This window comes from Erwinia aphidicola (assembly GCF_024169515.1).
Lineage (GTDB): Bacteria > Pseudomonadota > Gammaproteobacteria > Enterobacterales > Enterobacteriaceae > Erwinia > Erwinia aphidicola.
Genome location: NZ_JAMKCQ010000002.1, coordinates 87375 through 102507, shown reverse-complemented (window position 1 = coordinate 102507; position 15133 = coordinate 87375). Strand labels below are relative to the sequence as shown.

General features: G+C 53.9%; 14 protein-coding genes and 1 pseudogene. All 15 read right to left on the bottom strand.

Going from position 1 to position 15133, the window contains the following annotated elements; translation table 11 throughout:
* Nucleotides 1-364, bottom strand: a pseudogene (locus tag J2Y91_RS22515) (F-type conjugative transfer protein TrbC); the annotation flags it as partial.
* A gap of 10 nt (nucleotides 365-374) precedes the next feature.
* Nucleotides 375-1418 (bottom strand): thioredoxin domain-containing protein, encoded by a 1044-nt coding sequence (locus tag J2Y91_RS22510; protein WP_253539742.1) that lies wholly within the window; start codon nucleotides 1416-1418, stop codon nucleotides 375-377.
* A gap of 4 nt (nucleotides 1419-1422) precedes the next feature.
* Nucleotides 1423-2694, bottom strand: coding sequence for a secretion/conjugation apparatus DotM-related subunit (locus J2Y91_RS22505; RefSeq protein ID WP_253539740.1), 1272 nt, complete (start codon nucleotides 2692-2694; stop codon nucleotides 1423-1425).
* An 85-nt stretch (nucleotides 2695-2779) separates the two neighbouring features.
* Entirely contained in the window at nucleotides 2780-3460 is a 681-nt protein-coding gene (gene excA, locus J2Y91_RS22500; protein ID WP_253539738.1) for a plasmid IncI1-type surface exclusion protein ExcA, read from the bottom strand.
* Between the two features lie 16 nt (nucleotides 3461-3476).
* Nucleotides 3477-3764, bottom strand: coding sequence for a type II toxin-antitoxin system RelE family toxin (locus tag J2Y91_RS22495; RefSeq protein ID WP_233480948.1), 288 nt, complete (start codon nucleotides 3762-3764; stop codon nucleotides 3477-3479).
* Complete coding sequence (locus tag J2Y91_RS22490) at nucleotides 3761-4012, bottom strand: type II toxin-antitoxin system Phd/YefM family antitoxin (RefSeq protein ID WP_233480947.1); 252 nt, start codon at nucleotides 4010-4012, stop codon at nucleotides 3761-3763. The genes J2Y91_RS22495 and J2Y91_RS22490 overlap by 4 nt, the downstream gene beginning before the upstream one ends.
* An 89-nt stretch (nucleotides 4013-4101) precedes the next feature.
* Nucleotides 4102-6243 carry a DotA/TraY family protein gene (locus J2Y91_RS22485; protein ID WP_253539736.1) on the bottom strand — a complete coding sequence of 714 codons (2142 nt, stop codon included), beginning with the start codon at nucleotides 6241-6243 and terminating at the stop codon, nucleotides 4102-4104.
* Between the two features lie 54 nt (nucleotides 6244-6297).
* Nucleotides 6298-6810, bottom strand: a complete 513-nt coding sequence (traX, locus tag J2Y91_RS22480; RefSeq protein ID WP_253539734.1) for a conjugal transfer protein TraX — start codon at nucleotides 6808-6810, stop codon at nucleotides 6298-6300.
* Entirely contained in the window at nucleotides 6807-8003 is a 1197-nt protein-coding gene (traW, locus tag J2Y91_RS22475; protein WP_253539732.1) for a conjugal transfer protein TraW, read from the bottom strand. The genes traX and traW overlap by 4 nt, the downstream gene beginning before the upstream one ends.
* A gap of 14 nt (nucleotides 8004-8017) precedes the next feature.
* On the bottom strand, nucleotides 8018-11095 hold the full coding sequence (locus tag J2Y91_RS22470; protein WP_253539728.1) for a putative type IV secretion/conjugal transfer ATPase: 3078 nt from the start codon (nucleotides 11093-11095) through the stop codon (nucleotides 8018-8020).
* A 23-nt stretch (nucleotides 11096-11118) separates the two neighbouring features.
* Complete coding sequence (locus J2Y91_RS22465; RefSeq protein WP_253539725.1) at nucleotides 11119-12072, bottom strand: hypothetical protein; 954 nt, start codon at nucleotides 12070-12072, stop codon at nucleotides 11119-11121.
* A gap of 52 nt (nucleotides 12073-12124) precedes the next feature.
* The gene (locus tag J2Y91_RS22460) at nucleotides 12125-12508 is read right to left on the bottom strand and encodes a DUF6750 family protein (protein WP_253539721.1); all 384 of its coding nucleotides are present in this window, start codon (nucleotides 12506-12508) and stop codon (nucleotides 12125-12127) included.
* Nucleotides 12509-12534: 26 nt separating this feature from the next.
* Nucleotides 12535-13062 carry a conjugal transfer protein TraQ gene (gene traQ, locus J2Y91_RS22455; RefSeq protein WP_253539719.1) on the bottom strand — a complete coding sequence of 176 codons (528 nt, stop codon included), beginning with the start codon at nucleotides 13060-13062 and terminating at the stop codon, nucleotides 12535-12537.
* The gene (locus J2Y91_RS22450; protein ID WP_253539716.1) at nucleotides 13062-13862 is read right to left on the bottom strand and encodes a hypothetical protein; all 801 of its coding nucleotides are present in this window, start codon (nucleotides 13860-13862) and stop codon (nucleotides 13062-13064) included. Before J2Y91_RS22450 ends, traQ begins: the two co-directional genes overlap by 1 nt.
* A gap of 11 nt (nucleotides 13863-13873) precedes the next feature.
* Nucleotides 13874-15133, bottom strand: a complete 1260-nt coding sequence (gene traO / locus J2Y91_RS22445; protein WP_253539714.1) for a conjugal transfer protein TraO — start codon at nucleotides 15131-15133, stop codon at nucleotides 13874-13876.

Sequence of the window (15133 nt, the reverse complement as noted above, 5' to 3'; positions counted from 1 at the left end):
TGCGTGCTGTTCCCAGGCACAGCGTTCCCTCTGATTTTCCCCGAACAATTTTGGGGAGGTTCAGATTGAGTAGTGGAATATTCCAGCTGAGCTCGCGCTCTGTCGAAAGGTCCAGTCCTCCAACATCCATCGGTATTCGCAACGGTAAGCGAAAGCGCTGATCGCTAAATGCGACCAGCAGGATAGTACCGAGTGGCAGGGATATAAGCAGTGTTACAGGGCAAATGGCGCCGATCAGAAGAGAAAACACCAGTAGTAGTTGTACGGTAGCTGGCGCCAGGAGTATGCGCTCAACTTGTTGGCCATGGACCAGCCGGCTTATTCGCCAACTGTCCACAGGGCCGTGACGTCCTTTTAAATCCATTAAGGCCTCCTTACTGGCGGGTATCGAGGAATGATTTCAGCGCGGTATCACTGGACATGGCCTGCAGCGGGATCATGCGGCCGTCATCGCTGATGACCGTCGGTGTCCCCGGCATGCGATACAGCTCAAATGCCAGGTCATTGCGCGCCAGGGCCAGCTTGCCGGCATCACAGGCGGCCGGTGCAATACTCGCTTTTTCTTTCTCTGCCAGGTTGAGCATGCCGGCGCCGGTGTCGTTCAGGGCCTTCCACATCTGTGCGCGCTTCTCAGGTGTGGCGCAGAGCAGGGGCACCACCTCGTCTGCCGTGCGGGTTTTGCCAATCAGCGTCACCGGAAAAATCTCCACGTTGTAGTCTTCTGCCAGAGCCTGGACAGTCGGTTCAAAGATGCGGCAGTTTGGGCATTCCGGATCAAGGAAGATGTAAAGTGAGCGTTCATGGCCAGAGGACAGTCGAACAGTGAACTCCTGCTTTGCTGCACCATTTTTTAGTCTTTCTGCGAGCAACGCCCTGGCCTCAGCTGCCGCTTCCGGAGAGAGGGATGGGGTACCCTGAACTTGGGCGGTTTGCGTTTGCGGGACCACTTGCGGCGTCGTCACTGCGGTTACTTTAGTCGGCGCAGGCTGAACTTGTGACACCACTGGAACTGGAGTGGCCACCGGTGCCTTTATCGGACCACTGAACTGCGGCGCCAACCAGGCAGCTGCAAGGGCAAGGCACAGAGCACCCGGTGCGAACCATTTCCACTTGGACGTAGTATGAGAAGGCGCTGGATGGGCCTGGCTCGTGACCATGGCCATACGTGTAAGTACGTTGGCCGTGGTATTCATAATCAGGCTGGCGAGCTCAGGATCTTCCGTTGAATAAAGACGGGCGAAGCCATTATTGCTTTGGCGCATCCAGATAACATAGTTTCCGGCATCCTGTTCCAGGGTGAGCTGATAACGCTCAGCGGTCGGCTTGTTCAGGCAGAAAATGCTGCGATCGTTTAAACGGACTTGCAGGTGCTGGTCGTGAATTTCGGTGCTGATATTGAAAATGGTTTGCTCTGACATGGGATTATCTCATTTTTGGGCGAAAGGAATGGATGTGGCGGTGCGCGTGAGGTTCTACTGTGTGGCCAGCTGTTGGGCCAGCATCTTCATCGTCATCCTCAATATCGTCCTCCTCTTCAACAGGAGAACGGACCGTTCCGGGCGTATCATCAACAACTGCCCCGATGTTCCGCAGGTCGTCTTCCAGACCATTCAGCGCGAGGCTCATGATGGGATGGCTCAGGCGAACCCTGTAGCGTGCTGCCAGTGTTTCCCAGTGGGCCTGGCTGACGACGCCAGCTGCTTCAACAAACGGCCAGGGGCGTCCAGTAGACGCCAGGGTGTACCAAAGCGGACGGTCGAGCCCTTTCAACCAGCGGAAACGGCGAATGGGCAAGTGCAGATCGTTGTCATGCAGGGCCGAGATGGCCGTACGAACGTAGCCGTACTGCCTGATGAAGTTCCGGGCCTGTTCTGTAGCGATAACCTTTTTGAATGCGCTGTTGGCCAACGCCAGATTGGGGTAGCCAATTTTGTTTCGGTACCTGCGGTCAGTTTTCAACGTGGAACGGTTGAGCACATCCAGTAGTGCTTCAGCTTCCTTACGCTTGTCCAAGAAGTGCTGCAGGCCAAAGATGGCGAACATGGCCCGTTCATGGTCATTAAACGCGTTGAAGAGTGGCGTCACGTCGGCGCCGGTGGCGACTTTGGGCAGTGGGGTCCCCAGCTGGGCAATGAACAGTTCCTGAGCCACCTCCCGGCGTAACCGCTGATTGACGACCAGTTTATGCTCGATAGCGAACTCATCCGGCGTCTGCGCGCTCCGATGTTCTTCAGGGTCTACATTCAGCAGCTGCTGCTTTTTATCGCCGTAGGTCAGTGCCGGAATAATTGACGGTGAGAAAGCAGACATAATGCGGGGCAGCGTATGGATAGAAATATCACGCCGGGTACGACTTACCTGGTGCCGGCGAACGGCGATAATGCCGGTAATGACAAGAGGGACCAGCGCAATCATCAGAATGCCGGCAGTAACGTCCATTACGGGAAAAAACTCGCCCCAGGTAACGTCCGGGGCGTTATTGTGCGTTCTGGCCAGAAGATTAATACGCCAGGCAGTAAACTCATGTGTGCGAGGAAAATCGGCGATACTCCATAGCCAGTAAAGCACTAAGGAACAGGTCTCGACGGTGAGCTGTCGGAAAAATAGGGCTGCGATAATCAGCGTGATTAAGCCGCCGACCACAGCCATTGACCAGTCATGAGACCGGACGTCATTGCGTGGTGGTTGCGCCATAGGAGGGCCTTTGATAGTACGAATGCAAAAGAAAAGGCACTCTGAAAAGAGTGCCTCTGATGAAGGGGTTGCGACTGCTTAAGAATTATTTCGGTGGCAGAACCAGGTTGATGCCGTTTTTCTCTGCGATCCTTTGTGCCTGATGCTCCACGTAGCCAGGAACATTATTCTCGTAAGTCCAGTTCTGATTGCGCATGGCATAGATTTTTTCATACAACTCGTTCGCCTTGCCGGTTGAAATAGATACTATTGGAAGCTCTGGTATGCCGGTATAGATTCTGAGCGTGTTTCCCTCAACTTCAACAGACTTCCAGTCGTACATACCAAACCCCATGACCCGTACATCTTTTGGAATGAAAAAATTAAAGATAGTAGTGTCTGGATGGTTAATGTATAGGATGGTTCCATTTTTGGTGTCCAATCCTAAGTAGCTCAATCCAGTCCATGATTTTGAAATGTTTGATTTAGTAGGAGTATTGAAATTCATTTCGTGAAAGTAACTTGTGAAAAGTTTGATGTTTTTGTTTTGCCGATATATTGAGTATGTGGTTAGTGAAATTGCTGCTAGTAAAGAAATCCATGTTAATAATGCCATGGGGATGTCTTGTTGACGAAGTCCGTATACATAATCGTTTCTTAACGCAAACAACCAGCCAGCGAAAATTAAATGAAACGGGAATGCAAAAAATAAATACATTCCTGACAAGGTGCCGGCGAAAGCTACAGACCATTTCTTTGAGTAAGTATCTAAATATTTTACAGTCATATGTTTCGTCCTGATTTTATCTTAGCCGTTTGCTAGCCAGATTATAAACTTTGCTGTGCTCCCGTTTGCCTACAGCGACCACAGCAATGATTAGTTCGTCGTTAATAACCTGATAAACCAGCCTGAAGCCCGATGCTTGCAGTTTGATTTTATAGCAATCGGGCATTCCTCGTAACTTTGCGGAAGGGATATGAGGATTCTCCGCACATTTCTTTAGCTTCCGGACAAACTGCTGCTGAATAGCCTTATCAAGATTATTCCATTCTTTCAGCGCATCCGTTCTGAACTTCACCCGATAGGTCATAAGTAGCTATCCAGATCCACATCATGCAATGCCTGTTTGCTGCGTTTAGTAACCAGTTTAGCAAGCTCTTCCTCGTCAATGTATTCGAGCATCTGCTCATAGAGTTCAGCTGGCACACAGTAAAAAGCAGGTTGGTTATGGTTCAGAATAGCCACGGGAGAGCCGGCGCCTGCATTGACAGTGGCCATAGGGTTTTTCTTCAGCTCACTGATGCTGGCTGTTGTATCGCTGTGAATGAGGTTTGGCATAGCTTCTCCATTAGTGAGACTGATTTACAGGTCATATCATAACATAAAATGACCTGTTTTTAAGTCTTTTCTAGTTGTGCTACCTCACACTATTTGAAGCCGTCAGCATCTCCTCCTGGCTTAGCTGCATCAACCTTCTTCAGCCCTGGGGCGTGTCCAGCTTTACCTCCAAACCCAGCAAACATACTACGGGCGGATTCAACGGCCCCTTTCATCATCTGTGCGGCTTCACGACCACCTAACCAGGCAATGACATAATCTGGCAAGTAGACCTGCAGACTGAATGCCGATGAAACCAGCGTGGTACATGTTCTGGCGTATATCATCAGAATGCCAATTAAGCTGGCTAACCCAGTGATTGAGTCAGCCTGAACGTTAGCCATTGCGGGCAATATCAATATATTGAGCAATGTCCCAATAGCAACAACCACGAGACTGGCAAAGAAAAACCCAAAAACCATCAGTGAGGGGCGAATGGCAGCATCAATCAGAAATATATAACCATAATTAGCGCGGCTCCCTTTATCTTCTTCTGTGCCTATATGTGTAGCTGCCCATAAAGATCCTGCTGTAGTACCAATTAGTACGCTTGCCAGCCATGAGGTACAGGCTGTAATCCAATAAATCAGAGGGATGAATGGAAGGAAAATTGATAGTGAGAATCCTATGCTTAACAGTATGAATATGACGAAATATACAATTGGAGCTATTGCGCCAATTATGCTTTTCGCTATGTAACCAGCTCCTGATACTGCATTAACTAATTTTCCAACACCAGTTCCGTTACCCCAATCAACAATTGTTTTAGCAGCGGTAAAAGCAATAAATGTCGCTTGAGCAGTTCCAAGTGTATAGTCTCCAATGGCTTTCATCTGTAAAATAGGGTTAACCTGAGTAGAGCCATCTTTATTCCCGCTAGTCATGACCGAGTTTGCTATCCATGCGGTGAATACCTGCATTTTGGGCATGACTTTTATTATGGCCGAATTGGCTGACTGAACATCATCAAGATTATCATTTCCCGGTAAGTTTGCAGAGCCTAGAGGAGGGGTGAATGTTGAGTTTTTCCTCTGAGATCGTAAAGCTATTTGAATTTCCTCCTGCAATTGACCTACACCTGTTTCCCCGATATTTGATGGTCCTGTAACGATAGGGCTTTGGTTGGCCACGCTATTAACTTTCTGATTTGCTGTAGCGAATGACTGGTACCACGCACCCAGCGAAATCCAGCCGCTTTGCTTCAGATAGTTTGCGAGCTCGCTTCGGATTGTTCCTTCATTGTCCACGCTTGCAGTTGCTGCAGTAATTGTGTCTTCATACTGGCGTGCAGCCTGCTGAATTTCCGCTTCAGCATCCGGAAGTCGGCTTTGTCCTCCATCCTGATAGCTTCGCCAGGCGCTGACAAAGTTATCCGCGTTCTGTGAGAGTGTGCTGTTCATCGCCGTGAAGGCACTCATCTGAGCATTTTCTAGCGGACCGGAATTTATTGGGACACTAAAGGGGAACCAGGAACCACTGTCAGTTGTTTCCGGCAATTTGGCGCTGCCGCAGAGCGCACTGCCGTTCGAAATGCGTATCTCTCGGCCGTCAGAAGACCGCTGTTCAGACATTGGGGGGGTGTTGCTACTACCGGCCTGGTGCATTTCAGCCTGTTCGGTGTTCATCGCCGCCTTGCACAGGTACATGTCGAACATGCCCCGGGCCGCAGTGATGGTTTCACCGGCAACGGGCTGCATAATCATGGACTGTCCGTCCATAATGACGTCTGCCGCTTTATCGGTGAGTAGATTGGCGCTTCCCACGCCCATGATCGATGCCATCCATAAGAACGCGAGATTCGAAATGGACCAGCCAGAAGGTGTGGGTACCAGTGCCATAAATCCCGCCAGCGATGAGACGGGCGCCATCATGGTGTTACCACGGCCAAATACTTTACCGCGGTTTCCGGTCAGTACCGTGGCACGTAGGGTAACCCCCATAAACCAGACGAAAGCAAGACCAGCGATAATAGCGTTAAACACGCCATAAAGCTGGCCGATGAAGCTGACGTTCTGAGGCTGCAGCGGGTTATTCACCACGTCGCCATAAACCATAATAAGCAGCTGGCGTGAGAGGTCGGTGGACCGTGTGGCCGCACCGCTAATCGTGTCGTAGTTGATATTTTCTGCAAATGCCGGCAACGACAGACCGACCAGCGCGAAGGCGGCCAGTAACAGTAGCAGTCTTTTCATATTGGTTTCCGTAACGAACAGAATGCGCATCCGGAGGATGGCAGAGGGAAAAGGTCAGAACGGGGCACGCCAGCTGAAGAGCTCGTTAAGCCAGGTGCCGGTTGCCCGCCATTGAGTAAACGATCCCAGTTCCTGGCTGAGAAGTTGCCAGAGGTGAAACTGGTTTTTCATGGCACACACAAACAACATGCCGGCGAAGGCGGAAACCATGAACATCAGGCTGAACATACGCATCAGCAGCACCCCGGAACCCGGAGGGGCTGCAAGGAGTGTTCCCATCGGTAGCAAAATGACGATGCTTATGGCCACGATGAACATGGCCAGCCAGATCCGTTTAGCCAGTAGGAAGCGGCGCATCAGTGCTTCTCTGCTGTGTCCACTGGCGGCCACGGCTTCGTCAAAAGTGAGAATTTCTTTTTCTCTCTGTGCGGCTTCAGGCCACAGACGCCGGAACCGCTCCGCATTTTTCTCAGCCGCATACCGTGCAGCATTTACCATGCGACCGGCCTCCCAGAGCGGGAGGACCAGATTGGCGGCAAACCAGGCTTTCTTTCCTATTTTCTTCATTGGCGGGTAGCTCCGGCGGCGGCCTGCTGCAGTTTCTGCGCCAGGCGAGGTTCATAGTACTGGGCCCCCTCAAGACTTAACTGCTGGCCAGAGATAATGGCGTTCTCCTGCAGCTGCTGCTTGATGCCTAACAGTAGGGCGGTCTGAAGGCTCTGGATTCGAATGGATTCACGCAAAAGGTTGTCGCCATCCATAGCCTGCAGGTCAATCTGGTAATCGGTATTGGCGTACCGGCGATTGACTTCGAAGGACTCAAATTCACGCAATGACATCATGCCGGTGCGCTTTGCTTCGGCTGAGGCATTCTCATCAAACCAGGCCCTGCTCGATGGCGTCTGGAGTGTTTCGGCCAGCACGTCTTTCGTTGCTTCATTAGGCTGACTGGCCGCGACCATCGCCAGCTGAGGTTGCTCAGCTGCGCTTTGTATGGCGTCATGCTCTGTCATCATCCCGATGTACTGACGACCACTGTCGGTTTTCACTTCTCCCTTTTTCAGCGCCCGGCCGGGGCTACGGCGGGCTGAGTTTTTAAGGTACATCATCGCCGCATCGGTCTGTTCCTGGGTGAAGGTCAGCTCAGGGGCTTTATCTTCGGGCCCGGCGCCAGCCAGTAGCGAGCGGACTTCCTTATCTCCGCCCGGTAACGTTGATTCCCCGCTGCAGAGGTCACCCCAGGCATCCGCATCTTCCTTGGTGCAGTAGTTTCGGTGGATTTCTGCTGTGGCAAAAAGCCCCTTTTCAGGGACGTCGGGTTTAGAAGACAGGGCTTTTTTGATGGCGCTGTTCCGTACACCGCCACCGCTGGAAAGCGCTGATTGTTTCGCGGCCGACTGACGGGCTACCTGCGAGGCCTGCCCGGAGGCAGACTCACTGCAGATGCTGTCCGGCACGGTGTAGCTGCGCCTGGCCTGCTCCAGGTTTTGCACCTGCTGCGCATAGGTGGCGTATTGCTGCATGTTCTCCGTCGATTGTTGGATCATGGCCGCAATCTTGTCGTTGCCGGAACTGATGGCGCCGCCAATCTGCTGGTTGGTTGATAGAATAGTGCCCAACGTGCTGTTGGCCGCACTCAGTTGCGGAACTACTTCGGTGGTGATAGGGCGACTGCTCGTCACCTCCACCGGATAAGCCATCGCCTGTGTAGCAGACAGCAGCAGGCCGCCGATGGTGACGGCCAGGAGTCGTTTCTTCATGGGTTTCGCCTTAATCAGATTTGCAGGCCACGTGCGGCAATCAGCTCGTTGGCCAGTCGGTTAATTACGTTGCCGTGATCGGTTTCTCGCGCTTCTTTCTGGCGCAGGTCGATGAGGCTGACGGCACTACCGGTCGGGAAGGCCTCAGCCAGGATAGCCCTGGCCTTCCTGCCGTCGAGCAGGTCATATAGCTGGTCGCGCAAGGCAGCATCTTTCGGGGTTGAGTTGAGCGCCCACAATTCCTTGGGGCCGAGAGTATTTTTTAGGATCTGCACTACTCTGCCGGTTTTCAGGCGGAAGCACGCCAGGAAGTGCGTACCACTGCCGTCTGGGGAAGCACCGGAGCCAATATGGCGGAACGCCTGTGCGGTATGTGCCGGCACGCCAAAATGCTCAGTCAGCAATGGAAGATCCTCATGGCTGACCTGCATCAGATAGAGACTGTTCGCTGACTTCAGGATTTCATGCGGGAAGTGATTCAGATACTGAGAGCTCAGCACGGTTCGGATGAAGAACTTGCGGTTCTCCAGATCCTGGGTGACCAGTTTATTCATGATAAACGGGATGTCCTTGGCGTTGTGCAGCTCGTCATAAATCTTGGTTTTCACCTCCTGGGACAGTTGGGTCAGCCGTTCGTGGTGGAACGGCTGGTACATTTCCGGCAGTTCGCGCATTAGCTCATTACGGTATTGCGGCAGCTCAAAATGCCCGGCAGCTAGCTGACCGGCGTAGAGATACATAAGACCTGTTTTGACCTGCCCGGCCCGCGTTTTACCGCCGACTACGTTGTTCAGATCAATGGCAATAACACGTGTGTCAGGGCTAAGTTCAAACACGGTACGGCCCGAAAGCATTTTATAAGTGCGTAAGGCATCTGACAGACAGCGACTGATATAAGAGAGCAGCGTTTCACCGCTCCCCTCACGGGTGATGGTGCCGTACTGCATACGGACGTCCTCATCATTGAGGTACACCTGCAGGTCACTCAGCTCCGGCATGGCCTGGTAATGGGCTCGCGTTGCGGCGGCCAGTTCCCCGCGGGAGAAGAGCAAATCCCTGACTTCATACCACGTGGCTTTTGACCACCAGTTACCATCGTACTCATGACGAATACCGGTTTTTTCAAGTGCCTCATCGACCAGGGGCTCAAGCGTCTGTGCGTATCGAACGGGTGTCAGACTGGCATTTGTTTCATAGGCCGTGTCGATAACCCGGCTGAGGATCTGCCGGCAGTCCTGGGAGTTCGGCGGCGTACCGGTTTCCGGGTTCACGCACAGTGTTTCGCAGATGCTGAGCAGATATTCCTTTTCCGGCGTCAGCGGATATTTCATCCCAATCTGGACGTCAAACGGGTTCTTACAGTGCTTGCGACTGTTTTCCAGAACGATGCCAACCACTTCGTTTTGACGTGATTTAGGTAACGCATCACGAATGAGCCTTATCAGTCCCTGGGCAGAAAATCCTTTATCGACGTAGGACAGAAACGGCAGGTTGCTCAGGCCTGAGAATAAGATGGCCTCGCTGAGCGCCCCCAGGGCCACTGACTTCCCCGTGCCGGGTTCACCGGCGACTATCTCCGTGAATTTTGTTTGCAGGTTACTGGCCAGTTTCACAGGAAAGGGCTTGCCGTCAGGGGTGGCAAACACAATGCTGGCATCGTCTGCCCATGGCGTGGCCGGGCGCTGTAGTGGAAGTAAAGCAAGCGCTGCTGAGAGAGGCGGATACATCAGTGATGGAATGCTAAGGGCGTTCGCCCCGACCAGGGTTGATGCCCAGGCGCGCGCCGGGTCGCCAAAGGTCCCCGTTACTTCACAGACGCCCCAGGACTGAAGCCCCTTCTGAAGCAACGTCCGATTACGCTTCGCGGTTTCTTTATCCCGGGCCCACGTGCTGGCGCAGATGGTCATTACGCAGACCGGTTCGCTTTTATCCACCTCTTCCAGCCACTGAACAGAATCATAAACCGGGCGCAGAGGAGGCAGCAGGCCAGCCAGGCCCAGGATGGTTTTCTTTCCGCCGAGTGCCTTCATGCCGCCCGGCATCAGGTCCATACGGATACGCCAGGGCAGGTGACGGTTGATTTTGTCGAACAGCTGGCTGAACGTTTCCGGTTGCTGAGGACCCAGCGAAAGTGCCAGGGTGGTGTGCCAGTGGTCATCAACATGAATGAAGCTGCCATCGATGATAGGTTCACTGTTGAATAACTGATAATGGAGATGAGGTGCGAGGAGCACCGAATGGTCGTTTCCTTTCGGCCGGCCATGTGGCCACTTTACATCCCCGGGCAGAAACGGACGCCAGGAATCTGAGGTACTTTCGCGTTCGATTTGTTCACGTAACGAGAAACCAAATTCATGGGCATTCATCAGCCGAATGCGGGTTCCAAAGTCACCTTTACCAAACTGGTTTTCCAGCATGGTGATAAAAGTATCGTGGCGAATTTTTAGCCCTTCCAGCGCCTGAAATACCGGGTTCTGGCCATATCGCGCACCCGGACTTTTCTTCAGCAAAGCCTCACGGCGCTTTTCTTCATCGCGGATTTCAGTAGAGGAGAGTGCTTCGCGAGCGGTATAGACCACCAGGAATGCGCGCTCCCGGGCGATGAAGGGGGCCATTTTCTCAATACGTTCATCCAGAATATCAGTCAGGTTGAGGCCCATACGCTTCATGCTGCGGTACTGATGAGCCAGCAGTTTTTTCAGTTCAGCCCGGGCTTTGCCCGGATCGCATTCGAAGACGAAACTCAGCTTACGACCGGGTTCTTTAAACTCGCTGGTCAGCAGCGTTGTCAGGCGGGCAATGTAGTTACTGAACAGTGCTTTATCCCGCCTCTCTTCTTCCGTAATGGCCGTCTCCTCATTGAAAGCGCAGTAGGTTCCCTCGATTTCGAACACGCTGGCATAGTGGCCTTCCTCTGTGAGGAATATATACGGAGAGGACATTCCGGGGCGGCGCTTACGATCGTCGTCGGTCAGGCCTATGGTGGTGCGAAGATCGCAGTAACGCGTAAAGTCCTGCCCCAGCGCATAACGCGAGGCCCAGGCAATGGCTTCCTCCACGCATTCCAGCGCGGAGACCAGTGGATTTTTCATGCGAATGTTCTCTGATAGGGCCGTCAGGACTGGCGGCAATACTGGTTGTACAGGGACGTCCATTGACCAGGTGTAAGACTCAGGCTGAACGACCTTGCGGCGATAATGTCCGGGTTGGGAATGAGTGCAACATGGCGCAAGCGCTGTTGTAGCGACTCACGCAGTGGGGGCGATGACTGCTGCAGCGCCTGTCCAAATTCGCCCGGATGGCTGGTTCCCCAGAATCGTTCAGTCTCAGCCCGGTGTGCGGCAAGCCAGTTGAGGATCATGGTCGCACCCTCTTGCTGGCGTTCGTTCCCGTCGCGCCGGGCAGTAATCACCGTTCTTATCAACCGGCTGATGTCAGCAGGTGCAAGTTCAGGCAGGTAAACCATCACGCCATCGTTGGCACCCAGACGATTCAGATGGCGGCTGCAGAGGCATACGCTACAGCCGACAGTGAGGTTATCGTCGTGCGTGTTTTCCGGATTGCCGTCACGAAATGCCAGCAGATTACTGGCACTGACATGCCCGCAGTATTCGCAGGCGTTGCCGGTGAGTTTCACCGCCCGCCGGTACAGAGCGGGACTGTGTCCAGTTTGTTCATGCCCCCAGACCTGCTGCTCGATGTCAAAGTGCTGATAGCGGATAGCTGCAGTCAGGCGCAGGTGTGTGACGCCGTGACGGGACCAGCGCCGGCAGGCTTTAGTGAGAGGTGCAAACAGTTTGATCCCATCATATTGCTCTGGCGTCAGTTTTTGCAGCCGTTCGCTCAGAGGAGCCAGTGGGATCAGCCACACATTACAGTCGTAGCCAGCATCGGCAGTGACACCACAGTGATAAAATTCAGGGAGTAGTGGAATAAGCCACTGGCAAAAGGTAATTGCTTCAGGAGCTTTCAGGTTCAGGGATGGGAGTGCTGTATCGCTGTCGTCTGGCGGGCAAGGCTCCAGCTGAACGGGGAAAAGGAAACTGACTGCTGCCGGGAATCGGTTCAAGAGAGACCTCCATTAAGTCAGGACCCCGGCGCCAGCGCGCCGGGGAATGAAGTTAACCCACGTCAACCGGGTTCAGCTGAATGGTGCTCTGACCTTTCTTGATGAACTGGTCAATGGCAATCATGATGCAACCGGCACCGATACAGGTCAGGACCCAGCCCCAGCCAATCTGAGGGTTCTTTTTCTTGGCTACCCAGAGCACTACGCCAGTAATAACAAGCCCAATACCGCCAAATTTCGCCAGTTTCAGAAAACTTTTTCCGGAATTGTCTGCACCATCAGCGACTTTGTCGAACATGCCGAAAAAGTCATCGTCGGCATAAGCTGGCACAGTCAAAGAGCCCAGGATTGCGACAATCGGTGCCATAAGGCGTTGGCCCAGTGAAGAAGCAGCCAGCCACAGGCGTACGGAAACGGACAGTGTGAAATTACGCATTGTTAAAACCTCTTTTGTTTATGGAGTTAATTCCAGCTCAGATGCAGCGTTTTTTGCAGTGCGTCGAGCAGTTGTGGATTGCAGGCCAGGAGAATGCCGCAGATGAGGATCACCATGCCTGCAGAGACATCTTCACGTGCAGTCAGGCCTGTGTGGCCATCAACCAGAGAGCGACGGACACGAGATATACCCATGAAGAAAAACATCACCCCGACCGCACGCAGCAGGGTAAGAACGGCATCGATGGCGAGCTTGGCCTGACCCATGGATTCCGGGGCGTAAGCGATGGCATCAAAGGAAACATCGCCAAAACTCAGGGTATGGGAGGCTTTATTCATCATCTGATGCAGGGCGATGAGGGCGCCTCCGAGGCAGACCGATGCCAGAACTTTAATCCCGCTGACAGGTTTACCGTGGCGGGCGCGTTGGGCGGCGGAGAACAAGGTGAACATGCAACCACCGAGCCCGAACATAAAGGCCAGAGCCAATATCAGGCGGATACCGCTGGTTTTCAGACCGTCGGCGACCTGAACCAGGATTTGAATGGCGTCCATTAGCCCCCCTGGCGAATGACGCCCCTGTCAGTTGTGACGGTGCGTGCAGTGGCATTAATGCTGCGGATGGTTATGCCGTTGATGTTATCGCCGGCCTGCACCGACCAGGTGAATCCTCCGTGGGTTATCCAGGCCATGCCCGGGTAAATGGTATGTAACCGCCAGCCCTGTACGCCGGTACTGCGCTGATTGCCAGTCCCTGCTCGTGCAGCTGCTGTACGGTGCGTTGATGCTGATGTCGATTTAACGACGGTACGTTTTACTGGTTTGCTGGCGGCTTTGGCTGGGCCAGTTGCACCGGTTCCCATTGCCTTCATTCGTGCTTCAAGTTCTGCCAGACGTCGCTCTGCATCGGTGACACGGCCATCCAGTACGTTTATCCCTTGCTGGTTTGCCTCGCTGACCTGCTGCAGTGCCTGGGCATCTACCGGAGGTACTGCAGGCTGAACAGATTCAGTGTGTTGAGTTGGCTCCGGCACTGGGGCAGGCGCTGGGAGTCGTTCGGGTTCCGGTGCGGGAGCCTCTTCCTCCGTTGGCGCTGCCACAGGTGCGGCCTGATGGTCAGGAACAAAGGCACGCGGAGGTGGTTCATCTGGCCAGACGGCATAGACGAGAAGGGCAATCAGTACGCCGCCGGCAATCAGCAGCGTGCTGAGGTCATACCCCATAAACTGGCGTTTGCTTTTAGGGGTTTCGTCTTTGGCTGGCGTCTCAGATGCTTCCTCTTCGGGCTCCGGATGAAGTTCAGGCAACGGCGAGGCTGCGGGCTCAAGGTCCGAATCGAAATAGTTTTCTTTCATGGCGTTTCTCTTCAGGGATGTAAGGCGGGGACCATGCGGCTGGCGGGTTGCATGCTGACAGCCGCAGGCTCATCACGGGTCCTAATCACTTTGTCGCTTTCTTTTACAGCAGACATGAACAGCACGGCGATGCTCTGGCCACGATCGACAAGAACCTGCTTCACCGGGAGTTTCTGTGCGTCCTGGCTTACCACCTGACCCGCTTGCTGGGCTGCGCCGCCGAGGATGGTACCGGCCACAGCTTTACCGTCAGGCATACCCACGCGCCCTTCAAGGGTGTTGTAACCGTTGCTCAGGATTTGAGTATTGGCACTGGCATACAGCTGACCGCCTAACCCCAGACCATGCGCAAGTGCCGGCAGCAGAATGCGTGTGGTATAGCGGTTGTTAACTGACGAGGCGACGGAGGACTGCAGCGTATCCGGCATGGCTGCCCAGGCATCGATACGCCAGGTATTGTTGTTCCAGTCCATGTTGGTGAAATGGATAGTCACGCCATCGCCGGCGAGCTGGACACCGTTGGCTGTTAAGGTGGCGCCGGCATAAGGGCCTGCCGGAATACGGGCCAGCACCTGCGAGCTTGTGTTGTCGGAATCAATCGCCGTCTCAATCAAGCCACCCGGACGACTGCCCAGAGGAATAACAATGCGTTCAGCTGCTGTGCCGCCTGATCCTGAAACGCTCCCGGTTTGCGATGCCGGGGAAAGGCTGTCCGTCCATCCGGAGAAGGGACTTGCTGCAGCCGCACCTGGTACGCCTGCGGTCTGACCCGTCTGGCCCGGGGCCTGTCCTGTTACACTGGCCAGTTGACCGACCGGAGCGCCGCGCTGGGCTACAAGCTCTTTGAGCAACGCTTCCAGCGTTTTTTTGCGGTCAGGGTCAAGCGTCTGTGCCGGAACATGCTGAGGCGGCGTTAAAGGATTCTCTGCCCGTGGCGGCGGTGGCGTTGGCGGTGCCTCCTGTGAAATTGGCGGAACCTGACGCACGGTACCGGAGCCTGCTGAGGCGATAAAACTGGTGTTATTCGCCATCGCCTGCTTAGCGCCTTCAGCGTTGTTCTCTCTGAGCAGCGTCTGGTACTGCGGGCTTTCTGCGGTGGCTTTTCCTGTTCCACCGGCAGTTTTATCCACGCTGATGTGCGTCACCGCCTCAGGTGGAGCATTGAGCCATGACACCAGTATGAAAAGAAGGGCAACGGCTGCGAAGCCACCAATAACAATGATTAAGCCGGTTTTCTTTACGTCCCGGCGGGCGTCTTTTTCTGCGGCCAT

Bases quoted from the DNA above. Each gene is read 5' to 3' on its own strand.
- traW (WP_253539732.1), bottom strand. From the start codon at position 8,003: ATGAAGAAACGACTCCTGGCCGTCACCATCGGCGGCCTGCTGCTGTCT.
- J2Y91_RS22510 (WP_253539742.1), bottom strand. From the start codon at position 1,418: ATGTCAGAGCAAACCATTTTCAATATCAGCACCGAAATTCACGACCAG.
- J2Y91_RS22490 (WP_233480947.1), bottom strand. From the start codon at position 4,012: ATGCCAAACCTCATTCACAGCGATACAACAGCCAGCATCAGTGAGCTG.
- J2Y91_RS22485 (WP_253539736.1), bottom strand. From the start codon at position 6,243: ATGAAAAGACTGCTACTGTTACTGGCCGCCTTCGCGCTGGTCGGTCTG.
- traQ (WP_253539719.1), bottom strand. From the start codon at position 13,062: ATGGACGCCATTCAAATCCTGGTTCAGGTCGCCGACGGTCTGAAAACC.
- J2Y91_RS22450 (WP_253539716.1), bottom strand. From the start codon at position 13,862: ATGAAAGAAAACTATTTCGATTCGGACCTTGAGCCCGCAGCCTCGCCG.
- J2Y91_RS22505 (WP_253539740.1), bottom strand. From the start codon at position 2,694: ATGGCGCAACCACCACGCAATGACGTCCGGTCTCATGACTGGTCAATG.
- excA (WP_253539738.1), bottom strand. From the start codon at position 3,460: ATGACTGTAAAATATTTAGATACTTACTCAAAGAAATGGTCTGTAGCT.
- traO (WP_253539714.1), bottom strand. From the start codon at position 15,133: ATGGCCGCAGAAAAAGACGCCCGCCGGGACGTAAAGAAAACCGGCTTA.
- J2Y91_RS22460 (WP_253539721.1), bottom strand. From the start codon at position 12,508: ATGCGTAATTTCACACTGTCCGTTTCCGTACGCCTGTGGCTGGCTGCT.
- J2Y91_RS22495 (WP_233480948.1), bottom strand. From the start codon at position 3,764: ATGACCTATCGGGTGAAGTTCAGAACGGATGCGCTGAAAGAATGGAAT.
- J2Y91_RS22470 (WP_253539728.1), bottom strand. From the start codon at position 11,095: ATGAAAAATCCACTGGTCTCCGCGCTGGAATGCGTGGAGGAAGCCATT.
- traX (WP_253539734.1), bottom strand. From the start codon at position 6,810: ATGAAGAAAATAGGAAAGAAAGCCTGGTTTGCCGCCAATCTGGTCCTC.